Origin of the sequence: Calothrix sp. FACHB-168, assembly GCF_963889195.1 — a bacterium.
In the GTDB taxonomy this organism is placed as follows: Bacteria; Cyanobacteriota; Cyanobacteriia; order Cyanobacteriales; family Nostocaceae; genus Aulosira; species Aulosira anomala_A.
Genome location: NZ_CAWPNJ010000019.1, coordinates 212,185 through 237,910, shown reverse-complemented (window position 1 = coordinate 237,910; position 25,726 = coordinate 212,185). Strand labels below are relative to the sequence as shown.

At 32.3% G+C, this 25,726-nt stretch carries 20 protein-coding genes; 12 read left to right on the top strand and 8 right to left on the bottom strand.

Going from position 1 to position 25,726, the window contains the following annotated elements:
- Positions 1-17: 17 nt before the first annotated feature.
- From AACW45_RS12250 to AACW45_RS12225, 6 genes are all read right to left on the bottom strand, one after another.
- Positions 18-1,100: an RNA ligase family protein gene (locus AACW45_RS12250; protein ID WP_190628092.1), complete on the bottom strand. Its 1,083-nt coding sequence runs from the start codon at positions 1,098-1,100 to the stop codon at positions 18-20.
- Entirely contained in the window at positions 1,093-1,566 is a 474-nt protein-coding gene (locus AACW45_RS12245; protein ID WP_190628090.1) for a hypothetical protein, read from the bottom strand. The genes AACW45_RS12250 and AACW45_RS12245 overlap by 8 nt, the downstream gene beginning before the upstream one ends.
- Positions 1,559-2,116: a hypothetical protein gene (locus tag AACW45_RS12240; protein WP_190628087.1), complete on the bottom strand. Its 558-nt coding sequence runs from the start codon at positions 2,114-2,116 to the stop codon at positions 1,559-1,561. The genes AACW45_RS12245 and AACW45_RS12240 overlap by 8 nt, the downstream gene beginning before the upstream one ends.
- A 114-nt stretch (positions 2,117-2,230) precedes the next feature.
- Positions 2,231-2,584 carry a DUF6915 family protein gene (locus AACW45_RS12235; protein WP_199330923.1) on the bottom strand — a complete coding sequence of 118 codons (354 nt, stop codon included), beginning with the start codon at positions 2,582-2,584 and terminating at the stop codon, positions 2,231-2,233.
- 198 nt (positions 2,585-2,782) lie between these two features.
- Positions 2,783-3,223 (bottom strand): hypothetical protein, encoded by a 441-nt coding sequence (locus tag AACW45_RS12230; protein ID WP_190628085.1) that lies wholly within the window; start codon positions 3,221-3,223, stop codon positions 2,783-2,785.
- Positions 3,216-3,503, bottom strand: coding sequence for a hypothetical protein (locus AACW45_RS12225; protein ID WP_190628083.1), 288 nt, complete (start codon positions 3,501-3,503; stop codon positions 3,216-3,218). Before AACW45_RS12225 ends, AACW45_RS12230 begins: the two co-directional genes overlap by 8 nt.
- 68 nt (positions 3,504-3,571) lie before the next feature.
- Between AACW45_RS12225 and AACW45_RS12220 the strand changes: the two genes are divergently transcribed.
- The 12 genes from AACW45_RS12220 to AACW45_RS12165 all read left to right on the top strand — a co-directional run bounded on the left by AACW45_RS12220 (position 3,572) and on the right by AACW45_RS12165 (position 25,073).
- Entirely contained in the window at positions 3,572-6,634 is a 3,063-nt protein-coding gene (locus AACW45_RS12220) for an LAGLIDADG family homing endonuclease (RefSeq protein ID WP_190628081.1), read from the top strand.
- 73 nt (positions 6,635-6,707) lie between these two features.
- Entirely contained in the window at positions 6,708-7,454 is a 747-nt protein-coding gene (locus tag AACW45_RS12215; protein ID WP_190628079.1) for a LamG domain-containing protein, read from the top strand.
- 77 nt (positions 7,455-7,531) lie between these two features.
- Positions 7,532-9,067 (top strand): hypothetical protein, encoded by a 1,536-nt coding sequence (locus tag AACW45_RS12210; protein WP_190628077.1) that lies wholly within the window; start codon positions 7,532-7,534, stop codon positions 9,065-9,067.
- 2 nt (positions 9,068-9,069) lie between these two features.
- On the top strand, positions 9,070-11,121 hold the full coding sequence (locus tag AACW45_RS12205; protein WP_190628076.1) for a hypothetical protein: 2,052 nt from the start codon (positions 9,070-9,072) through the stop codon (positions 11,119-11,121).
- Positions 11,122-11,126: 5 nt separating this feature from the next.
- Entirely contained in the window at positions 11,127-11,702 is a 576-nt protein-coding gene (locus AACW45_RS12200) for a hypothetical protein (RefSeq protein ID WP_190628074.1), read from the top strand.
- Positions 11,703-12,203 (top strand): hypothetical protein, encoded by a 501-nt coding sequence (locus AACW45_RS12195; RefSeq protein ID WP_190628072.1) that lies wholly within the window; start codon positions 11,703-11,705, stop codon positions 12,201-12,203.
- Positions 12,204-12,264: 61 nt separating this feature from the next.
- On the top strand, positions 12,265-13,086 hold the full coding sequence (locus AACW45_RS12190) for a hypothetical protein (protein ID WP_190628069.1): 822 nt from the start codon (positions 12,265-12,267) through the stop codon (positions 13,084-13,086).
- Positions 13,087-13,100: 14 nt separating this feature from the next.
- Positions 13,101-21,857 carry a phospholipase D family protein gene (locus AACW45_RS12185; protein WP_190628067.1) on the top strand — a complete coding sequence of 2,919 codons (8,757 nt, stop codon included), beginning with the start codon at positions 13,101-13,103 and terminating at the stop codon, positions 21,855-21,857.
- Positions 21,858-21,916: 59 nt separating this feature from the next.
- Positions 21,917-22,207, top strand: a complete 291-nt coding sequence (locus AACW45_RS12180; protein WP_190628064.1) for a hypothetical protein — start codon at positions 21,917-21,919, stop codon at positions 22,205-22,207.
- 380 nt (positions 22,208-22,587) lie between these two features.
- Complete coding sequence (locus AACW45_RS12175) at positions 22,588-23,289, top strand: hypothetical protein (protein WP_190628062.1); 702 nt, start codon at positions 22,588-22,590, stop codon at positions 23,287-23,289.
- 70 nt (positions 23,290-23,359) lie between these two features.
- A complete protein-coding gene (locus AACW45_RS12170) occupies positions 23,360-23,935 on the top strand; it encodes a hypothetical protein (protein ID WP_190628060.1) in 576 nt (191 codons plus the stop codon).
- Positions 23,925-25,073 (top strand): PD-(D/E)XK nuclease family protein, encoded by a 1,149-nt coding sequence (locus AACW45_RS12165; RefSeq protein ID WP_190628058.1) that lies wholly within the window; start codon positions 23,925-23,927, stop codon positions 25,071-25,073. The genes AACW45_RS12170 and AACW45_RS12165 overlap by 11 nt, the downstream gene beginning before the upstream one ends.
- An 18-nt stretch (positions 25,074-25,091) precedes the next feature.
- On the opposite strand, the gene AACW45_RS12160 is transcribed toward AACW45_RS12165, so the two are convergent.
- Positions 25,092-25,448, bottom strand: a complete 357-nt coding sequence (locus AACW45_RS12160) for a hypothetical protein (protein WP_190628056.1) — start codon at positions 25,446-25,448, stop codon at positions 25,092-25,094.
- A 12-nt stretch (positions 25,449-25,460) separates the two neighbouring features.
- On the bottom strand, positions 25,461-25,706 hold the full coding sequence (locus tag AACW45_RS12155; protein ID WP_190628053.1) for a hypothetical protein: 246 nt from the start codon (positions 25,704-25,706) through the stop codon (positions 25,461-25,463).
- Positions 25,707-25,726: the final 20 nt, after the last annotated feature.

Genomic DNA, 25,726 nt, shown 5'->3' with positions numbered 1-25,726 from the left:
TTAAGCCGCCTATCCAATTAATGTAGTTCAGTGCCTTCTTTTCTTAGAGAATATCTATCAGAGATAGACTTCAGACACACTCTACCTATCTCTAAACTACTTCTCTCTTCCTTAGGAACTATTACTACTCCTTCCTGTATCTGCCCTGGACATAGATAACTATCAGCATTATTAAAAGACTGAACTATCTCATCTGAATAAGGCCCCTCATATAGAACTGGTACCATTGGTAGTTCCCATTGTCTACATAAATCAGATACCTCATTCATATTTAGTATCTTTCTTTTATATGCGATCGCAAAGACAGCAATCCTAATCTGTCCATTCTTTAGTCCGTACTTTAAATCTTGTACCCCACTACCATATACCTCTCCATAGAGACAGTATCCTTTAGGTACTTTAGCTAGATTAGGATTCTCCTTATAAGCTCTCACATATATATTGTTAGTATTCTCTTCTGCATCTATCTTCCAGAAGTAATTGTGACTGCCTATATGTGGTATTCCTTCTTCGTCTAGTACATAAAGAAGGTGGCTACCATGAACTTTTTCGGTTAGGAATATATACTCACCTTTCTCTAATAGATGACTATATCTCTTATAGTTCTCAGGACTAGGGAATTTATATTGACCTACAGGCATCTCTGCTATCCCACCCATTTGAGTTGGTAAGGGATATTCATACTTAGTAATTCCTAAAGAATGAGATAGATCTGTTCCTATGCTAAGTTCATAAGCAGTATTATCGCTATTTAAGTAATACTCTTTTTCATCAGGAGTAGATACTAATCTTCCTTTGCTAGATAATATAGCTTTGATTATATCAATAGGAATTAGTAATCCTTCTGAGAATATACCTCTTAACTTAGCCGCCCTAATTTTCCCATTATAGTAGGCTCTAATACCAAAGACTTCAACTAAGTCGTCAGGTATTACTGAATCAATAGGAAAGTAAATAGCTAAGTCGCCACTTTTGTAATTACCCATCTTACTGATTACTTGATATCCCATATTCTTTATAGAGATAATCTCTAATGAATCAGCATCAGGATGTTTAACTACTTGATCTATCTCTACTATCTCTACTAGAAATTTACTCATGGTCGTATCTCTCTACTCTCAAGTTATCTGCTGTTATTGATACTCTTGCATGATCTCCAAATACTATCTGGAAATAACTTTCATTCTTATGGAGAAGTTCTTGTAATAACTTAAGGCGGCTCTCTAATTCAGCATCCTTATGTTCATCATCAGTAATAGGATTAGGATTAAACCTAGGATTAAAATCATCTATTCCTATATTCTCATAGCCACCATATTCATTTCTCAATAGATAATAAACATCTCCTATTGAGAATACACATTCTTCTCCGTCGTTAAAGTAAGGAGTATATTGAGTCCAAGTGATACCTTCTATACTTGTTTCATCATTAACTTCGAGGAAATAAAGCTTTAGTAAATTAGCTACTTCTGTCCTAACTTTTGCTAAAAGCTCACTCCAATTCTTATCTATAACTCCACAGAGTTCTTCATGGTACTCTTCAATTGAATTAAATCCTTCAATCATGATTAAGATATTCCTCTACTACTATCTTGTCTTTGAATATGTAAATTTCCGAATGCCCGCCCATCTCATCTTCTAGATAGCTTTCTATTCTAGATAAAGCAGCTTCTATATCTTGGAGAATATTAAATAACTGTTCTTTATCTGGAGAGAAGAACATCCTTTCGTTATTTAAGTATTGATAGAAACAGCTCCAGGTATCAAGAAGTATATATTGCTCTACTATTCCTTCTACTTGGATAACATCTTCTCCATATTTATCTATAGTTTCTAGTACCCATTCATTGAAGATATTATTTATATTCTCTTCAGCTTTAGTAATCCATTGAGGATCATTAACTCTAAAAGTGCATGGATCTCCATCATTAAAGAATGGGGTATATTGTGTCCATGTAATACCTACTATTGAGTCAGGCAAATACTCTATTACATCTCTAACTTGTTTTACTACTAACTCAAGAACTGATTTACCTATTGCTTCTTGAGCTAACTTAATTTCATTTAAAGACTTGTCTATTGTGTTGTCTAACTCATGTCTCAATACTCTTTGCATTCTATTCTCCTAATTTATACTCAAAAGTAATTTTAGTTGGGGCACCATGCCAACTACTTTGTTTCATTTCATTTAACCAATCACTTAAAGTGGGTATCTTTCCTAGATCTTCTATTACTCTCCCAACTTATATTCGTAAACAACTTTAGTAGGTTGACCCATCCAAGGCTTAAGTTCCATTTCTTTCATCCAATCATCTAGAGAAGGAATTTTTCCTAAGTCACTTAAAACGTGAAGCTCTGCTATTTCTCTTACAGAAACTAACTTTCCATTGCTATTAGTTATGTTAATCCCAAATATTCTTTCAATAAGATATATGCCAAATGAATTATGAAATACACATCTATGTTTCATAGTTGCATGAGCTGATTTAGAGCTATCTATCATTTGATGAATCTCAAAATAATCCTCTGGTTTGCCTCCAAATTTGCGAGAGGATTCTATTGCATGATCCCAAGGTTTAGCCATTAATATCTACTCCTTTCTACGCTTAAGTAATCAGTTAATTTTTTCTTTTTACGATCTAGATACAAGGTGCAGTCATTATATAAATGCTCTGCTAATTTAATGCCGTATAGGAGTAAATTCTTTAATTAGATCTAAGTATATTTCGTAATTCATTTTATTTCTCCTAACTAAATAGGCGGCTAGTTAGGCCGCCTATTCTTAAATTTCTTTGACAATAATATAACTGTCCCCATTCTCTGAATCATTTAAGAATACTCTTATTATTTCTGCTTCTAGAGAACATAGTTCACCTTCACTATTACTTATTTCAATACTTACTTTATCTCCCTCTAAAAGAGAATCATTATAAGTATCTCTATAATAGATACCGAATATGTTTCCAGTAAGGTCTTTAAATTTACTTCTTTTAATCCATTGAGTACAATCAAGAGGTTGATTATTGATTGCAGCCTTGTAAGTTACTTTAACTCTTTCAGGTTTTCCTTCTCTATCTACTTCAAATAGAACTTCGAGAAACTTTTCTTTATCCATAACTATGCCAGCTATAACTAAGTTTAGTATCTCTTCCTCTTTAAGAAAATTTGCTACTTCCTTGTAATGTTCTCTATATAACTGGATTAATGTCTTAGGTTTATTCATCTTCTAACTCCTTCCATTTAAACATTTCTTGTTCCCACTCTAAATTCTCTTCATAAGTTCTATCTACAAACTCTTCATATGGATATACATTATCTGGATATATATTAGATGCATATCCTTCAGGATTATTGTCTATATACTCATACCATTCTTCTACTGCCTCATGCTCTTCTTTTGGTTTAGTAGACATCCCTGTAGGATCATTGTATCTTCTCCAAGTTATGAAGTACCAAAGAGCATTACCTAATGCACCTAAACTATTAATTATCAATCTCGCCATATATTTCGCTTACCTTTACTAACTACTAAATTCATATAAATAGATAGCAGCTATCTAACTACTATCTAATGGCAAATTATAAGAAAGACTTTTCTCTAGACTCATTATTTAATGACCTTATTAGTGAAGGCATATCTTCATTAGAAAGCTCCGCAGATATATCAATAGTAGAGTTTGCAGAAGAGATACTATTCAACAGTAAAGTAAAACTCTATCCTACTCAAAGAGCTATATTGAAGGCTTTCTATGGAGAACCTTTAGAAGAAGATGAAATATTAATATTAAATAGCTGGGGAGATAATGATAGAACTACTTGGCTTCCTGGTAGAAAATATAGAAATCTAGTGCTAGAAGCAGGCAGAAGAAGCGGGAAGACGGTATTGGTATCTATCATAGTATTATTAGAATTTTATAAGCTAATTACGTTAAATAATCCAGCAGAATACTATAAACTTTTACCTGGTTCTCCTATAGCTGTATTTGTAATATCTCAATCAGCCGAGCAAGTTAAAGAAACTCTATTTGCTTCTATTAGAGGGTATGCAGAAGGTTCTGATTATTTCAAATCTCTAGAGAAAGCTGGCAAGATAGAAATATTAACTGACGAAATAAGATGCCGCCATAAGAATATTGGTATATATGCAAAGCATACTAACTCTAAATCTCTAGTAGGTTATTCTCTTAAATGTTTAATACTAGATGAGGTGGCTCGTTTTGAATATGATGAGTTTGGTAATAGTAAAGCTGACCACCTTTGGGAAAATATTGGCCGTGGGTGTCAGTATAAAGATGACCTTATTTATACTTCTATATGCTCTATTACCCATAAAGAGCTATTAGAAAGATATGGAGAAGGAATAGATATATTAACTTTAGACCCTAATACATATACTCCTTATTTTACTAGTAATTATTCTATAAAGAGTAATGGAATACAAGATATATATACCCTTAAAACTAGAACGGGTTTAGAAGGTAATTATACAGATAATCACCCTTTCTTAGTTTGGAGACAAGATAATAATCAACCTCAATGGATAGAACTTAAAGATATACAAATAGGAGATAGGTTAGCTATTTTAACTACTGTTCCTTATCAAGGAACAAATAATTCTATTTCTAAAGAGAAAGCTAGATTATTGGGATATTTAATAGGAGACGGGGGAATATCTCAGAACCATATTAAATTTACTAATGTATCTAAAGAAATAATAGATGATTTTCAATCTATCTTAGATAAAGAATATCCGGGATATAAATTAGTAAATTACTCTAAGTCTAAGAGCTATGATTATACAGTTAAATCATTAGGTACTTCTCAACCTAACCTTCTCAAACAATGGCTTAGAGAATTAGGATTAATGGGAAAGACTTCCTATACAAAGTTTATTCCCCCTGATATAATTTCTTCTTCTAATGACGTATTAGCAGAATTTATAAAAGGATTATTTGCTACTGATGGTTATATAACTAATTCCAAGAATATTGGTATTGGACTTACTAATAAAAATTTAATAATCTCTCTACAAAGAGAACTATTAAGATTTAATGTTTTCTCTAATGTTAGACTAAAGAATAATAAATACTTTAGTACTAATACTTTTAATGGAAAAGTTAGTTACGTATTAGAAATTAGAGATAAAGAGAATATACTTAACTTTTATACAAATATAGGATTAATACCTTCTAAAGAACAGAGACAGCTTGATTTACTTGAGATTGTATTAGAGAGAAAAGATAAATCTAAGAATGGATTATCTTTATTACCTTTAGGATTAACTAAAAGATTTAAAGAATATAAAATTAATAATGATTTATCTTGGTCTGATTTATTAGGTAGAGGTTATGGAGGCATAAGAGATAATCATTGTATGTCTTTATCTTTATTAAAGGGTATAGATATAAAAGATGATCTTATAAAATATTTAGTTAATTCATCTATAAGATGGGATGAAGTTAAATCTGTAGACTATTTTAAACAAGATGAAACTATAGCTTTATCTATCCCAGATACTAACATCATAGGTAATCCCATAATCTCTCATAATACAATTACATTTGGAGCAGAAGGGCATAAGATAGCTATTTCCTCTGCATGGGAACCAGGAGATTATATAGAGAAATTATATGAAGAAGTTGCTATTAGAGATTCTTCTACTCTAGGTTTAAGACTACGTACTTGGGATGTTAATTTAAATCCTAATATGTCTGAAGAATCTATTAAGTCTTCAGAAGATTATATTAAAGATCCTATTAGTGCTGCTACTGAATATGAAGGTATTAGGGTTCTTAAACAAGGAACCTTTATGGTAATACCTAATGTTAAAGAATCATTTAAAGGTATCTCTTCAGTAGATGGAAGACAAGTTCCAATAGATACTACTAATGAATTAGGAGAGACTAGATATTATGTAGGTGTTAAGTTATCTAGAGTAGAACCACTTACTATAGGTAACTCATTTGCTCATGTAGATTATGGTGTAAAGAAAGATAGCGCCGCCCTTGCTATATGTAATCCAATACTTATAGATAATACTTGGGGAATAATAGTATCTACTCTTCTAGTATGGAAACCTTATATAGATAGAGATAAGAATAATAAAGGTATCCAAAGAATAGTCTCTTTCTTAGATATGGAAGAGAAGCTAATAGAATTATGTAAAGCACGTAGAGTAATGACATGTTCCTTTGATTCTTATAATAGCCAACATGCTATTCAGAAGCTTCATTTAGAAGGTATCAATACAGTAGAGATGTCTACTTCTAATGCTAACCAATTACTTTATTACTCAACTACTAAAACCTTAATAGACCAAAGATTACTTATCCTTCCTAGAGATAGTCAATGGTCACCTACTCTTGAATATGAATTATGTAATTTAGTTCAATTACCTAATGGTAGAGTAGATCACCCCAAAGGATCTGAACATGGTAAAGATACTGCTGATGCTATAGCTAACGCAATATATAATTGTTACCTATATATGATTCAAAGCGGTCTCACTTCTAATATTCATGTTCCAGTTAACGCCGTCCACTCTAATCATCTAGTAGGTACTAGTTCTTCTAATAGAAAACATATATCTAGAAGAGAAGGTATTAATAAACTAAAACAATTTAAATCTATTTAAAGATCTAGATATTGAATACACTTTATTTAAAGTAATATATTATCTTTAATCTAATATTTTATTAATATAAATAATGCTAGTAAATATTACTAACGCAGTTTCATTGAATTATCTGTCTTCTCTTCCAGATTCTTCAATAGATAACGTAGTATTCTTAAGTTATTTCAATGGAAGTAATGGAAGTACATCAATAGTTGATGAAAAACTACATAATGTTTCTTCTTTTAATGGAGCTTCTCTTACTACTTCTGACTTTAAATTTGGTAGTGCTAGTTTAAATTTAGATGGTATAGATGATTATATAAGAATAACTGCTAACTCAAATGACGAATTTAAATTTTTACATGATGGGAGTAACTTTACTTTAGAAGCTTTTATTAAATGCAATCTATCTGCAAATACAGAACATGTTATATTTGATAATACTGGATATAGAAGTTCTAATACTGGATTAGTATTAAGTATTAATAATAATGGTTCTATAAGACTGTTTATTACTAGGTCTTCAAATACTAATCCTACAATTGATCTACTTACTTCTACTGGATTAATTACTAATAATACTTGGCAGCATATAGCTGTAGTATGTTCTGATAGTACTCTTACAATATATGTAGATGGTGTAAATGTAGGTAGTCAAGTAGGTTTTAGTTTTGGTACCCAGAATCCAAGTCATCCAGACCTTTTAATAGGTGCTTGGAATAACAATTTTAATGATTTATTTTTTTCTGGAAAGATAGATAATGTAAGAATTACTAAAGATATTGCTAGATATACTAGTAATTTCACCCCTCCTACTTCAACCTTTCCTAATTTCTAAATAGTTATATTGAATACTATTAATCCTTAAAATACATCTATGTTTATAAACATAGATGTATTTTATTATTTGTAATAATGACTACAAGAAAGATACCTTTGGGGACTGCTCCTAATGTTACATGGGCAGAGCCAGTAGTTCTCATTGATGAGAACGGTAATTTAGGTTCAGTAACTATTCAAGCTTCAGGCGATGGAGCTAAAGAAACAACTCTTCAAGGATTAAGTGATAAGATACCTGATGGTCTAACAGTTATTGCAGGTAAGCTACAAGTAGAAACTATTTCTTCTTCTGATGCTACTGCTGCTAATCAGGTTATAGCAAATAACTATTTAGAAACTATAGATGGAAAACTACCAGATTTAATTAGTGGTAGGATTCCTGTAGATATTAGTTCTATGAGTGTTACTGTTTCTAATACACAATTAGAAATTAGTAATGATGAAGGTAATCCAGTTCCTATTAGTGCTTTGGATTTACCCTTACCAATTGGAGCCGCAACTAGTTCTTTACAGGAAGTTGGCAACTTACTTCTTACCGATGTTAATAGTAATTTAAATACTATTCACTCAGATTTAACTTTAATAGATACTTCACTAAATTCTATAGATGGTAAACTACCTAGCGGTTTAACAGTTATTGCAGGTAAGTTACAAGTAGATGCTAATACTAGTTCAGATGCCACTGCTGCTAATCAAGAAGAAGAAATTAATTTATTAGATGAAATTAATACTAAACTTCCTTTTCAGATTACTCCTGGTTATCTTCCTGTTAGTGGAACAGTAACAGCTAATTTAGGGACTCTTAATGGGAGCGCTACAGAAGCTAAACAAGATGATGCTAATACATTATTAGATAGCATTGATACTAAGTTACCCGCACTTGTTAATAACGCTATACCAGTTCAGATAAGTGATGTAACTTCTCTTAATCCATTGCCAGTAACAGGCAATATTAATGTTGTAGAACTATCTGGAACTACAGCAGAAGTAGGACAAGCTACTCTTGCAGCTATAACTGTTCAAGGTTTTAAAACCTTATCAAGTATTGATGAGAATGGTTTTAATCTAGCTGATAGAGCAGTTATTACTTGTAACTTCCCTTATGGAACACAAGATGTTAGTGCTACATCATTACCTCTCCCAACAGGTGCCGCTACTGAAGCCACCTTATTAGATGTTAAAACAGGTATTAATGCTTTAGTATCAGGCCCAATTGATGTAGATATCAATAATACAGTTGATGTTACTGGAGATATTGTAGTTGAAGGTAAAGCTGGTGGAGTTCCTCTCTATGTAGCTGGTAGTGAAGTAGGTGTTCTATTAGGTAATACTGATACTCCTACAACAGGAGCAGGTTATGACTTAGGTAGATGTTTATCTAATCTATGTATTCAATTAGAAGTAGTTAGCGGTTCTCTATCAACTATTAATGCAGAGATACAAGTTTCTTTAAGGGATGGTGGATATCAAACTATCCTAACTTCTACTGATGCTACTGATGGAGCTATTAGCTTTATTAAGAACTCTACTGTTAAATGGGTTAGAGTTAATCTAGTTTCTATTACTGGTACTACTCCAGTAATTAAATATCATATTGGAGCCGCTATTTAATAATGGGCATTAACTCTAACGAAACCAATCCAGTTAATGAGCCAAAAGTTAGTGTTAATTTAGGCTCATTAAGTGAAGAAGATACTACTGATTTATTAGTAAGTATTAGTAATGACATTCTTACTAATACTCAATTAAGGGCTACTCCTATAGATGTTACTAGTAATAATGGTTCTCCTATTACAGGACAATCCTTAGAATCTGGAGGTAGTGGGTTAATTGGTTGGCTTAGTAGTATTAGTAAAAAGTTAGCTGATTATCTAGTTAATCTAACTAATGGTAATCAGCTAACTAAGATTACTGATGGGACTAATACTACTCAAATAACTAACACTACTCCAGGTAGTAGTGACTATGCACTAATTACTAGAAATATACCTAGTGGTACACAAGCAGTTAGTCAGTCAGGTACATGGAATATTACTAATGTTTCAGGAACAGTTTCATTACCTACTGGAGCAGCAACAGAATCAACTGTATCTGCAATTAATAATAAGCTTTCTACTAATTCTGTAGGACTAATAATATCTGGTGGGGATACTGCTGGTATTACCAACTCAGGTAGAGTTTTAACTGTTCAATCAGCAGGTATTGGTTCTCCTTCCCAACCCATTACAGGAAGTGTATCTGCAACACAATCGGGTACTTGGAATACTGATAGTGTTCTTAAGGATTCTACAGGTAATGAATTATTTAGTGTTGATTTAGATAATACAGGAGGAACCTCTAAGGTATTAGGAGTTACTCTTAGACAATTATCTAATGGTACTCCAGTAGAAGTAGGATCTAGTGCTAATCCTATGAGAGTAGATCCAACAGGAACTACTACTCAACCCGTTAGTATTAATTCATTACCCTTATCTCAAGGATTAAGTACTTCTGATTTCAGAGAGCTTCTAACTGCTGAGAAACAAATAGTATTCTCCTGTCCTTCTTGTTATGGAACTTCTTCTATTAGAGATATAGTAAGTATTACTGGTAATCCATCTGCTTCTGTTACTGAAATAAATGGAGAAATTGTATTAACAACCACTACTACTGGTACAGATAGAATTATTTTAGAAACAGTTCAATCTTCTGTTTATGTATGCGGTAAAGAAGCAGAGTTTAGTGTATCTGTTAGAGTACCTGCATTACCAGTAGGTAATCAAGTATTTGAGTGGGGCTTACTCAATTCTCAGAATGGAATGTACTTTGGAGTTGATTCAACTTCTTATTATGTTGGTACTAGAAAGAATAGTATTAGTACTATTGTTAGAAGATCTAGTTGGAATATAGATACATTAGATGGTAATGGCTCTAGTGGAATTAATTTAGACGATTATACTAATATAGGATTAATATGGATTGGTCAATTTAGTTGGCAAGCTTCTGGTGGAGTTTTATATATTATTTCTATTCCAACTTCTACTGGTTTAGTTAATGTACCTGTACATTACACTCAACCTTCTACTGGAGGAGGATTAATATCTACTTGTGAATTACCTATTACAGTAGATATAAGAAATGGTAGTACTACTACTGCTGGTAGTTTAGCTGTAATAGGTAGACAGTTCTGTGTCTATGGTCAACATGATACTAACTTTAGAATCACTAGTGAATTTAGAACTACAGCAGCTACTACTACTAACCAGTACTTACCTCTCATAGCTTGGAGAAAGAAATCTACTTTTAGAGGTAGAGCTAATACTGTAACTGCCCATCCATATAATATAAGCATAAGTGCAGTCACTAGAGTCCATGAGATAATGCTTATATTAGAAACATTAAATACTATTACTCAAACATTTGGTACTCCAACTAATGTGCCCGCTTCTGAGACTTCTCTAGAAGTAGCAAAGAACTCTACTATAAACTATGTTCCTAGTGCTAATGCTTTAGTTTTATTTAGAACTAATATTCCTATAGGAACTACAAATAACATAATAGATTTTCTTCCTACTGAATCATTCTTATTTAACTTACCTACTAACAGAGAGATAGTTCTAGTAGTCAGACCTATAGGAGGAACTGGATCTGTTGATTGCACCTTTAATATGAAAGAACTTTGGTAAAAACTATGCCCATTAAATCTAATAGTCTTGATGTGAATGTAACTAACAATCCTAGAGGGTTTAAGTTATTCACTGGATTCTCTAGACCTTCTGATACAACTCAATACTCAATAGGAGATGCTATTACACATAGAACTCCTAGTGGTGGTGGCCCTCAAGAACTTATGGGTTTCTTACCCAATCCTACTAATACTACTCCTATAGCAATAGACCTTAGTACCTTTGGAGCTCAACCTGGAGACTTCTTTAGTATTACTAATGTCAAAGTAATATTTGGTACTGCTCAAAGCATATTACCTATTGTAAATGTGTTTATGTTTAATGAGCCATTTACAGTTACAGAAGATAATGCTCCTCTAGCAGTTCCAGATGAAGTATCTATTACAGGAGCAGTTATTGTTCCCTGTGGAGATCCTTATACTCTAATTGATAATAGTGTTGCTGCTTCTGAACATGGTGAATGGAGTGGACAGTTATCTGAAACTTATACTGAGTTGTTTATTATTCTTCAAGCGGCTAGTAATTATGCTCCTGCTAGTGCAGAAGATATTGGAATTGTAGTAGAAGGATATATTAGATAAATGAAATACTCTCCTATCCTAAGCTTTAAAGCTAAAGCTGGAAAACATAAACGTAAACATAAAGAAGATAAAATTATGCCTGGAATTATTACTTTGGATATGGCCTATCCAGAAGATACTAATTATGATCTATTACAGACCTATCCTAATGTAGATAATTACTATGCTTTATTCAAGATAAATGGTAATTACTATGCACAGAAGTTTACTCTGTTTGCATTATTTAAATCTATTTATCAGAACGTAGATGATGGTTTATTTATCTTACCTGTTACTAGTAAACTGATGTCTCTTATGCAAGATGTTGGATCAGTTATAGATTTAACTGATTACTTTGTAATCTATGTAGGGTATGCTCATGTAGATGCTTTATCTAATCTAGCTGAAGGCGCTACTATTACTATAGTAGATGATGTACAACAATCAGCTTTGATATCTACACAAGAAGCAGAAGATTTCCTAGATTTATTTATTAATAAACTTCCAGAACCTACTCCTTAAATAGATTACTAATCTACTAAGTAAATAGTCTATAGAATATATATTCTATAGACTATTTTTTATGTTATCTAGCCCTCTCTTAATAGATCTAGATTTAGATATTCTTCCTATTGAACCTATAGTAGATATACCTAATTCTAATGAAGAGATAGAACTTCTAGAAGAACCTATTATAAGTAATACATACTATTATCTAATAATCTATCCTCCTCAAACCAATAACAGTCTCACTAACTTACCTGCCCCTTCTATTAAAGTTCACATTCCTACTAATTCTTTAGTTAAAGGTAAGGTTAGATTAAAATTACCTCCTTCTATAGGATTTGGTATTAATGCTTGTTACAAGATTGAGTATTGGCAATGGAATAAGACTGTTGTTCCTACCGATTATATTAAATTTGCACCTAAGATATTTCCTAAGTTAATCCACATAGAATATTGGCATATACCTACTGTGGATAGATATAGATTACTTAGTTATAGAAGTTATGTAGAGTATAAATCTCTTAATAATAATAGACTAACAGTTAATTTATTAAGAAGCGGCTCACCTAATGACTCATTAATTAATAATTTAGATGTTATAGATATAGTTTCTATATATAACACTGATGATTCTAGTCAGATATATCAAGGATGGTCTTTGATAGATACTACTATTCCTACTTCTTTACCTAATGAGGATACTCCTCAGCTATTAATTAATTGGGTTAATTCTTTAGCCGCTCCTTCTACTAATACTTCCTATACAGTTCTATATAACAAACCTCTTTCTAGAGGAGATGTTTTATGGAGAGATAAGTCTGATAATAGTACCCAGATTAGAGAGGGTACTTATTTACCAGGAAGTATTAATATCTATAGTCCCTTTGGTATTTATTAATTAGGATAATTCCTGTGCTAAATCAACAATCTAGGTTAGTAAAACAAGAAAGTACTTTATATAGTCCTTCAGAAGTTAGCTCTGGTACCAGAGCTTTCTTTGAGGGCGTAGATCAAGGTAGTATGACATCTACCCTATTTGAGTTACCTAGTACTTCTATAACACCATCTTTTACTAGAGCCTCTAACAGAGTAATACTTAACACAGGATATCTTATAGATGATAATTTTAATATAGATATAGAAGAGGTAGAACATAGAAATAGATTTTCTACTTCCCTTCAGAAAAGAGGAATATCAATAATTAAATATTCTGAACCTGGAGAGAAAGCTAGATTACATATAAAAAGTTATGTAGGTACTGAAGATTCTTTACCTACAGCTCTTATATCCACAGCCAATTTAACTAACTCTTCTCATCAACAAGTTCCACAATCAAGATTAGCTAGGCAATCTCTTAGTATATTAAATAGTCTCACTAAACATTTCTCTAATAGTTCAAGTCTTTATCAAATAAACTTAGCAGTAAAGATAGGGAATAAGAACGATATAAAAGATCTTACAGGTATTCAAGAAGATGTTATTAAAGGAATTAATCCTCAAAGTAGAGGTAATTTCTTTATAGGACAAGACGCTACTGCTTCTATTATTGGTGACATTAAAAGAGCTTCTAATAATGCAGAGATAGTTATAGCTTCTCCTTATATAGATGATCCAGCAATAGTCAATGCTTTACAGGATGCTAGTGATAGAGGCGCTAAAGTTACTCTTATATCTTCTAATCCAGATAGTACAGCTAGAGGAGCTACTGGTGGTAGCAAGCAAGGGTTATCTAGAGCGATTCAAGATTTAAGATCATCAGGAGTAGATGTATTTGTACCAGATAAAGCTGATCCTTTATTACCTCACCTTAAAGCTTTTGCTCTTCATGATAAAGGTAAAACTATAGGTTATATAGGTTCTCATAATATAACTGGTGCCGCTAATAGAAGAGAAAGTCTAGACTTATTATATAGAACTGATGGTAATCTAGCTAATTCACTTTTAAGTAATCTTAAAGATATCAGTGGTAAATATGAACTTCAAAGATTGGCTGGGAATCAGGCTAATAAATATGGATATAACAATGCTCAATTAGCCCCTTTCTTTGATACTTCTGGTTCTAGTGGCACTTATATTCTTCCTTCTAGACATGGTGTATCTCATTTCTATGAACTAGCTTTATATAATTCTGCTAGAGATATGGCAGGTAAAGATCATCTAGACATAATCAATAAGGAAGGATATGCTACTGCTGCATATAGAATGAAATATGTAGCTACACATGGCGGTCAATTACCAACTTCTATTCCAGATTATGTTCTTAACTATGATAGAGAGATGAATACTCCTGGATTGGGGTATTACTTTAATGTCTGGTCTATCTCTCATGGTTATGGAAGATTATATAAAGATGAATCTGGTACTCTACCTTCCATAGCAGGAGCATTAGGAGCAGTCCTAGATAAATCATTAGGCTATTACTTTGGAGCCAATGCCTATACTAGTGATTACATAGAACTTCTAGAAGAAATGAACCCTATGAAAGACCCTACTTCCTTAACTCAAGGAAGTAATAAAGGAGTCTTTGAAAGTTTATTAACTTTCTCTACTAGTTTCTTGTTAACTACTTCAATAGCAACTCTTACTTACTTCACATTAGGAGTCCCATTCTCATATATATCTTCAGAAGCCTTTAAGAGTAGTATTCAAGGGATGATAGATATAGCTCTTATGCAAGGCACTAGTGGATTTCAGGATGTGAAATTTATTAGAGCCGCCTCTACTATTCTTTCTATAGGCCCAGAATTCTTAGATCCTAAATATGCCACATCTAAAACTCCTACTGGAGAAACTATTAGTAGACAACAAAAGATACATGAAGAGTTAACTAAAAGAAGAATAGACGGTAAGGTTCATTTATATGAAACTATTAATGGTACAGTTCCTTCTCTTACTAATATTATGTATAGGAAGAGAGCTGGATATCTCTTTCAGAATATAGTTGATCCCTTCATAATGGATGTGATTAACCCATATCCTGTATCTTTAGGAACTGATGGTCTTCTTTGGAAAAAGATGAGAACTTCTCTAGATAAATATAGAGAAGCCCTCTATGCTTCTCCTTACTTAGAATATACTGGAGACCCAGAAAAGAAAGATGGTAAATGGATTATTAAGAATATGGGTTATGAAAGAGCCCAGAACGTGGCTCAGGCTTTAGATGAATTAGGTTATTATTTACCAGCTAATCCCCTTAATTGGGGATGGTTTGGTAGGAATAGATCATCTACTAGAGATTTTATAACTCTTGCGGAAGTGTTCTCTTTTACTGATCTTCTATCTACCTTTGAGAGTATTTATTTTAATAATGGATTCAATTCTATCCTAGCTAGAAATGAGATAGTAGATATGGGTTCGAGAAAAGCTGCCGCCGCAGGTAGATTCATATCTACTATTACTCTACCCTTCACTATTATGAGAGAAGGATTATCTCAGTTAGGTAATATTATTTCTACCTATTCAGTAGATGGTGATGTTTTAAATGAATATAAAAAACTAAAACAGATACAAACCCAAATGGTGAGAAATGGTTCTCTTGTTTGGGATGGAAGTACTATGACTAGAAAGATAAATCCTAACAATCTAGATGATCTAGAAGTATTCTTTACACAAATATTAGAATATCAATCTCATATATCTCCAGAGATTAGTCATAGTAAGTTATCACCTGAAGAAGCTCTTAAGAGACAGAGTAGAGAAGACGCTTTATTAGATAAAGCAAGAAGTCATTATTCTAAACAAAAGAATAAGATAGATAGGATTAGAACAGAACATGGTAGACAGACTATAACTATAGATCCTCTCCTAAATAATAAAGGTAAGATAGGTACTTTTATACTACTAGCTATTGGTGCTTCTATAGCTGCTGACGATTTAATGTCTTCTTTTCAGGGAGCTTCTATCTGGAGTCAATTCTGGTTATCTATTAATCATAGAGAGGCGGCACCAGTAGAGTTTACAGCTAATAGAATACTACCAACTAGTGGTTTAACTACTCCTCTCTTATCTGTTGGTTATACTGGGGCGGCTATTGCTCTAGCATCTGGACTTGCCTCCAGAACAATGGGAGCAGAATTAGAAAGATATTCTCTAGATGTATCTAATCCTAAAGTAATGGAAACTATTCAGAAGGTATCTCATAGTGCTAAGTTCGGGATTAGAGAATCTTTAGAGAATGAAAGATATCTAGTCAATCTTCTTACTGAGAAAGGTATAGCAACACCTAAAGGAGCATGGTTAAAATCTTTTGCGTTTTGGAGTACTGGTTTATTAGCTGGTAGGTTTGCTTTTAGATGGGCAGCAGTAGGAGTACTTAATGCTATTAAAAGTATTCCCTTTGTTGGGGAGAATTTATTAGGTAAAGGTAATCTATCTCCTACTGAGAATTTAGCATTAGCAGATATATTAGGTAGTTATCGTAATGAAGTTATTAGAAGATATCATGCAGGAGAATACTTAACTGAAGGGGATAGATTAAGTGTTTACCATGCAGGAATAATGCTTAGTAGATTACCTATTACTAAATATAATCAAGGTGCCGGAACTACTAGAGTAATAGCTCAACAAGCACCTATGCAATACTTTCAATTCTTTGTAGCTAGTTCTGTTAAAGGAGCTGATGAGAGAATAGGTAAGAAGGGTATTGTATCTCTTAGCTTTGGTATGCAGTCTGCTCCTATTTTAGGATTCAACGTTTCTTTCTCTGCACCTATAGCAGTTAATTTAGATGCAACTAACAAGTTAGGTTTCTCTCTTGTATATAATGACGAACCAAATAATATACTTAATTATCTATCTGCTGTTGGAAGTCTAGGAGGTACCCTTGCAATCTATACAGCTACAGTATTAGGACTATTAGAAGGAAGTATAGGTCTAACTAAACTATTTAATAAGGATAATATTCTTTTACAAGAATTAACTGAAGCCAGCAATACAGTTAAGACTGCTGCTAAGAGTGTCTATAACGGACTTGAATCTTTAGTTTACTTTCCTAATAAAGGACTTAATACTGTGGAGAGTATGGTAAAGATTAATACTTCTTTTTATAGTGAATTATTTAATGAAGGTACCCAATCATTATCAGCTACAGGGGGAAAGATACATTGGGGGTTAAGATCTCTTATAGATGTTAGTAAGTTAGGTGTTCTAGCTCTTATATCTCATAAAGTATTCTCATTTGTAACTGATGTATTTACCGATGATGAGAATATTATTAATGCTGGTGGTTGGGTAGGAGTTTTAGGAGCAGCAGCTTATTCTTTAGGAGGAAAACCTATATATACCCATATAGCTCCTAAGACAACTGGTATGAGGAAGTTCTTTAATGAAGTAGATAATAAGGTTCTGAGGAAGGTTACAGCAATGAAGATACCTTCTTTAGCAATTATTACTGCTGGTATGTACTTGTACACTAGTTCATGGTTTGGACTTAGTGTTGGTATGGATACTAAGATTGAGAGAGATAAACTAGTACAAGACCCCGCTCAACAATGGGCTACTATTGCTTTAGGTAGTTCTTCTATTTGGTTAACAACATCTATATATAATGACTTTGGTAAAGATGTTAGAAGTACTGCTATTGCTTTTGATAAAGTTAGTTCTAAGATAGGTTATTTAGAGGGTAATCCTCTTACTTGGGCGCTACAATTTCACTATAGAATTAAAAGATACTTTTATAAAAGTGACTTAGCTAAATATAAAGATTTAATGAATGAGTATCTAATTAGATTCTCAGATAGTCCTCATTCTACATTAGCTGCTGATAGAGCTGAAAATAATGCTCTTGGTGATTCCTTAGATAACTTAGCTAAGAATAGGATAGACGATATAGATGAATTTTTAGCTGACTCTAATTTAAGAGAAGACTTCTTTAGGGTTACTGATAGAACAGAATTTGTAAACTTTGCAGAGTCTACTAAAAGAGGGCCTAGAGTAAGTAGACTAACTAGATATATAACTGCTGGATTTGTTGGAGCTCTTGCAACTACCTTTGCTATTAATATGCTGGGGACTATTCATTCTAATGGTAGCCAAGGACAAGCAGCAGTAGACGCTTTCTATTCTTCTCTTAATAGTAAAGAATTACTACCTCAAGCAATAGCTAACGTAGTTAGGATAGTAACTAAACAAGATAAGATGAGATATACTTCAGGTGATTTATATGATCAGTTAATAATGAATGCTAAAGGACAATATCGTCCTTTAAGAGGAGAGAAACTAATTAATATAACTGATCCATCTATATCTAGACTTAATAGTATATTACAAACTTTAGTAGCTCCTTATATAGTTAACCCCCAGAATACATATCAATCTATTCTTCCTTTTGTAGGGGTAACTTTTAGACTAAGAGATAAAGGATTAACAGCTACATTTTATTCACAACTACAATCAGCTAACCAAGATACTAGTACTGCTATTTATAGCATGGCTTCTTCTTTCTATTTTAAAGAAGCTCTTAAATCTGGTAGCCCTCTTAGGTTAATAATAGAACAATCTATGCAGAAGTTAGGATTTACAGGCGGCTCATTAGTAGATGAAAGAACATCTGCTTCTAAGATAAGAGCCCTTGGTATAGCTATAAGAACTGCTTCTGCTCAATTATCTCCTTTAGATCCAAAGAATAGAAGAAGGTATACCCTTCCAGCTAGTGAAAGTACTATGAGTCTAATAACTCAAGACTCTCTTCTTACTCTATCCCTAAGAGAAAGAACTAGAAGAACAGTAGAATTAGCTAATCAACCTCTAGATTCTATTATAAGTAGAATGGTAGACACTCTAGATCCTAATATGTTGATTAATACAAGTAGGAATATAGATAAGTCTAATCTGTATAAATCCTTAGATAGTAATATATCTGTAATAAATGGAAATATATTTCAAGATGGATTTAATGCTAACTTTCTATATCATTTATTTAATCCATTAGGAAAGATATCTTTAAGACAGATTACCTTTTCTTTTGATAAGAATAAAAAAGAAATGAGAGCTAATAAAACTGAAATAGATGAGACTACTGAATGGTTAGAATATTCATCTATGTATCTAGATTGGAATCAAGCAGTGAATCCAGGAGAGTTTTCTTTTGTTGGAGAAGTAGCTAAAGCTGGTGATGCTCAGATATCTGCATGGACTGGGCCTTTTAAACCAGTAGCCTATGCAGGTCTTATTACTGTAGGGGGAGCATTAGGAATAGGTTTATTAGGTCATTACTTCTATGGAATGGATACAGCAGCCGTTCTTAAATCTAGCAAGATGGCTAAGAATCTATTTACAGATCCAGCAGATAACGGAAGAACCTTTAAGTTCTTTATAGATAAAAGAGTTCATTCAGTAGATGGTGCTTCTTATAGTTCTCAATCACTACATATTAGAAGAGGTAATAAGACTTTTGTTTTATCAATTCCAGAAGGACAAAGTGCTGATAGTTTATTAAGAGAAGCGAAGAGTGCTATACAGAGTCTTCAAGTAGAAGTTCAATCTATGACTGATGATTTAGTTTTAGATATATTCAATGCACATGAGAATATAAATGGGGGGCTTGGATTCTGGAAGGGGTTAAGAAAAGATGCTGTTAGAGATTTATTACATGGTGTATATGTATCAACTCTAGATAATTATATAGATAGATTCTTTGATACTTTAGATGAAGTTTATGTAGGTGATAGATCCTTTGGTGCTTCTGTATCTAGACACTTTTTAGATGACACTTCTAAAGAGGCAGCAAAATCTGTAATTAAAAATAAATTACAAAAAGATATTCTAGAATTACTAGATCATGAACTAGGAAATAATCCATCGGCTAATTTATTAGGTAGATATAAGAACCTATCTAGTGATGCTGAAACTATCCATTATTTATCTCAATTAGTAATAGATAAAATAGGGTATTTATTCCAAGGTATTAGAAATAATTTATTAGTGCTTGAGCCAGAAGATCTATCCGGTTATAGCAGAAGAATGGAAAAAGTTATTGAAGAGTATATTGGTCAACATCAGGTAACTAGATTTGGAGAGATAGCTAGTGCCCATGTATCTCCAGTTAAAAGAATAATTGGATATAAATTAACACCTGGTTCTGGAGGTGAAGTACAAGGAGAAATACCTACACTTAAAAGACCTAAGCTGGGTATTATGCCTACTCTAGGAAAGATAGGAGGCACAATAACTCAATCTCTAGGATTAATAGAAGGTATTGATTTATGGACTGCTTTTACTACTCTAGCTAATACTCAAGATGCTTTAGGTAACAATACTACTGGTGACTTAAGATATCAAGCTACTCATGCTGGAGAAGCAGTTTTAAATTCTATTCAAGGTATTCTATTTAGTTATGCTCTTTTTCGAGGAGGCGCTGCACTGGGTTCTTTAGGGGGTTCTTTATTAGCTACAGGGCCAATAGGTATAGGTATAGCTGTTTTAACTGGTATAGCTTTAATAGGAGGAGCTGTACTTTTCCATAAGAATATAAGTGAAACTTGGGAAAAGATAACACAATCTGATTTTGCTAAAGGATTCTTTAAGATAATAGGAGATATGTATCAAGGGGCGGCTACAGGAATTGGTGAAGGTATATTAGGTATTAGTAATTTATTAGGTAAGATACCTGGTTTATCTCCAGGTAAAGTCACTTCTTTTATAGGAGGTGGACTTTCTATACTTAGTATGCTCTTTACTTTATCAGGCCCCTTTAAAGCTTTAGCTAATCCTGGAGTTTTAGCAAGAGGAGCTATGGCGGGTGGTTTAATTAATGCTGCTATATCCAGTATTCCTGGAGCTCTTCCTATGATGAATAATGTTTCTAGTTGGATTCATAGAAAGATATCTAGTATTCCATTACTTAATTGGTTTTTAACTCCATTTGAATCTCAGTTAGCTTGGTCTAGTAATCAGTTCTATGATCCTAGAGCCCCATTCTCTAGCGGTACTGCTCAAGCTGCTATTGCTAATGATTGGCAGAGACATTTAATGGCTGCTACTGATTACACAGGAGCTAGAACTAAAAGATTATTTTTAAACGCTTCTTTGTACGGAGATGTATATTCTACTGAACCTGATTTAATTAAGCCTATAGAAGCCGTATTTACTATTAGACCCCATAATTTAATAGATCTATTTCTTGATAAAGAATTTGATGTTAGATCTCAATACTATAATCAATCAGTTATCGGTAGAGCTATTTGGTATTCCTATATGTTTAATGCTCATAATTACCGAGAGATGATTCAAGTAAGTAAGATAATGGAATACGGTAATCCTAAAATAAAACAAGTTAATAATGATATCAAAGCTTCTGAAGAAAAAGAAGTAAAAGAATTAAAGCAGAAGGTAATAAATATAGATAAAGGTAATACTGTTAATAGTCATGAAGGCGGCGTGATAAATAAAGTATTAAATAAGATGCAAGCCTTTATATCTAACATAGGAGATAAGATTAGAACTTTTGTATATATTCCTAGAAACCAAGCTTTCAATCCTGCTTTACAAGCTAATCTACAATTCTTATCTATTAATAATCTTCCTGTATTAGAAACTAATAAATCTATTAATAGAACAGATGGAGTAGTTACCTTAGAAGAAGCTATATCAGCTAGAAATGATTTATTAATATTAGCAACTAGAGGACAGATACATCCATTATCTACAGTTCAATCAGGTTATTCTACTTGACATATTATAAATATAAAGATATATAATTTATATTTATTAATAATAATTAAGAGGTAATATTGGCTCAAGCACATCCAGGTATAGATGCGATTACCAAGTATTTAAGGAATGATTTTCCTTGGGCAAAACCTTTAGATTGCTCTCATGTATATGGTAAGCAGACTATATTTACTTATGAACAAGTAAAGGCGGCCTTATTAAAATTAAAAGTAACAGATCCATATCTTCATAGATTATTAGGATATAGATGGCAAACTAATAGAGCTAGAAATGATATAGCTGATGGATTATATTTAGATCCTAGTACATTGAAAAGGACGAACTATTACCCTTGTCCTCTCCTTCAGTAATGAGGGATGCTAAACTCCTTTAATTGACTGGAATATCCTAAAGCTTCTAGAACCACAACATAAGAATGAGATATGTCTAAGTGTGATGGTTACGAAAGTAGAAAGAATCTAGAAGATGCTTATAAGGTTAAATCCTAAGTAAGTATAGTAATGGACAATCAGCAGCGAAGTCTTCAATAGAGAAACGTTCAGAGAACAAAATGGAGTATCCTTCTTAAAGAAGGATAATGATATGTTCCAATCCCTATTTAAATATGAGGAAACTCAGGGTATACATGATGGGATAGAGCAATTAATCAGCTAATGAATTATTTAATTAATGCAGATGTTATTGCAGATTTAGATCCAATAGACATTCTTCAGAAAGAAGGAATTGAATAATGGCTGCTGAGTACACTAATGTAGTTCAGCTATTTAATGATTTTGTAGATAGATTTAAGACTACATTAGAAAGAGAAAAGCTTATAGGAGTAGAGCAATGGATAGTATTATTAGAAGAGCTATATGGTATTAAAGAATTAATTGTTGATCCTACTATAAGCGCTCCTCTTGATAACTATAAAATAGTATCTTTAAATCCTATAGATAGATTAAAGTTAGGTAATAATGTTTTATCTCTCTTAGAGAGTGGATTCAATACTAAAGATATAACAACTTCTTTAGAGAACCAAGGTATTGTTATTACTGAGAAAGATGTAAAGAATTGGTTAAAGTCTTATAGTGAAAGTAGTATAGATGAAAAGATAGAATCTACTCAAGGATCTGTATTTGATACTCAAACACAATTACAAGCTATCTTTGATAATCTATATAACTTATTAGATCAAGTTGCTATTAAAGATGATGATTCATTCTATTCTGCTAAGACTACTAAAGAGCAAGTTAAGTTAGAAGTTATGAGAGAGATTAGACAATCTCTTAAAGATGCTTCTGGATTAGCAGCTTCTATTGCTGCTCTTCAAACTGTTAAACAATTTCAAAAGGTAGTAATAGAAGAAGTATCTAAAATAGATCCTATTGCCGCTCAAAGAATATGGAAGAGAATACAACAAGCCAGGGCTATGTTTAGTTCTCTAGAGTAAGTTCTAGATATTAATTTATTCATATTCCCTACCTATTAAGTTAGTATTAATTAATAGGTAGGGTTTAATTATGTATATTATTTCTATTGATCCAGGATATGAAGGAGCTATTACTATACTTTCTTTAAGAGATAAGATAATTACTCCTATAGAAACATATAGTATTCCAGTTACTAGTAAGAAGACTAAGAAAGGTTCCATAAGATGTTTAGATGAAATGGAAATAACTAGTCTTCTATGTAAGTTAGTATCTTATTGGGATGTAGTTTCTCTAGTGATAGAAGAGCAGATAATAGTAGGAGGTCAGGGTATATCTTCTACTAGTATTAATATGCATAACTATGGGTTTATAAAAGGATTAGCTGCTGGTTTAGGTCTTACTTATACTATTATTTCTTCTACTAAATGGCAGTCTGTTATTCCAGAAGATATAGTTATTCCTTCTAATATACAAACTCTCTCAAAGAAGGAAACTAAGAAAAGAAGTATAGCTTATGTAATGGAACTATTTCCTAATTACACTTTATTAAAAACTCCCAGAAGTAAAATTCCATCTGATGGTATATCAGATTCTATTCTTATTGGATACTATTACTTATCGGCTATAATAGAGAAAGTAGCGCCGCATTTTACAAATGATAATTAATAGCATTCCTTTAGATTTCAGTCCTAAATATTATTCTGTTAGTAGACTAAAGACTTATTCTCAATGTAGTGAATACTATAGACTTAAGTATGTAGAGAATAAATACGTTAAATCTATTTCTTCTAGTACTTTATTAGGCTCATTATGTCATAGAGTATTAGAAGAATTATATTCTTTAGATAGTTATAAAGATCCTATTGATCTATTTAATCTGTTATGTAAAGAAGTAATGATAGATGTAGGTCTATTCGATAAGAATGTATCTAAGGTTTTATTAGATACACTAGTTAGTTCTCTGATTAGTTATAGTAAAGATGTTTTATCTCTTTATAATAGGGCTTCTGGTTCTTATATAGGTAAAGATGCCATTAGAACTAAAGATGGTAAGGTGCCTCTTAGCCCTCAGATGACTAGTACTTGGAAAGATTCAGAGAAGGCAATGAATCTTCCTTCTAGGAGAGATTATATTAATAGACTAGCTTCTCAAATAAGTGACTATGTAGAGAATATATCTCTATGTGAAGTCTTTGGAGAGTCTTATTATATTCTTAGTAACTACACAGTTCCTTCTAATCTTCTAGAAACTCTATATACAGAACTACCTATTAGTAAATATGATGAGGAGAGTGGAAGCCTTATTAATCCAGTTCTAATGCCTGATTCATTAGGTGGTGAAGATAGTATTTATTTAAATGCTTTTATAGATTGGATAGGTAGGGCAGTTCATAAAGGTAAGGAAGGTATAGCTATTGTAGACTACAAATCTTCTAAAGAAGAGTTAGATGAGACTAAGATTAAATATAATGTTCAGCTATATAGCTATGTATATGCTTTTGAGAAGTTAACTGGTTTAACAGTAGATTTTATAGGTATTCACAACTTGAGAACTAATAATCTTTATCTAGTAGATGTAGATAGAAATGGAATGAATATAACTCTAGATATCTTATTTGGTAAACATAAGTATATATCAAAAGAATTATTCAGTAAGCATGTTCCTGACTCTAGTTATAGCCCCTGTCTCTCTAGTTTTGGTAAGAAGTGTATTTATATAGAGCATTGCTATCCAGACTTAGCAGACTCTATATCAGAAGAAAGAAAGATAGAGATGGAGATAGAAAGAATAACACAAAGATAAGGGGCATCTGCCCCTTTTTTATTTGTTTTGTATTCTAGGTTTCTTTCTACTAACTTTGTCGTACCAGTAAACTGTTCTAATCATTAGCAGTTTGCCTTCTATAGATCCTACTATTCTTAATCCCCTTAAAGAATCTATATACTTCTTGAACTGACTCTTTATTAGACATCTATCTGTTAGAGTGAAAGTTATTTGACCATAGCTTCTTTCTTTTCTACCTAAAGCTACACAAACATCAATCATGTCTTTAGATATAGCTCTATTCTGTACTTTTCTCGAAGAATGATTAGGATCATTTCTTACTAGATCTTCTAGAACCCATTCTAGATCATTAGATCTTTTTATTGTCTCTAGTAATTGGGTATCTATTATCATGCTGCCTCCTTCTTATAGCTCCTTTTGTAATTCTTCAAATATTTCTACTATTTCACTTTGATATTTCTTAAACACTTTCTTTCTAAATTCTAGAAACTGATTTAATAGCTCTGGTTTTTGTATAATCATATCTAAATTACTATTTACAAAAACTGCCTTCTCTTTACCTTCTACTAGGTCTATAAACACTCCTAATAATAATACATTTAATTTCTTAAATGCAGATATATATTCTTCTAAAGGCTCTTTCTCTTCCATAGATTGAAGCTTTAGATCAT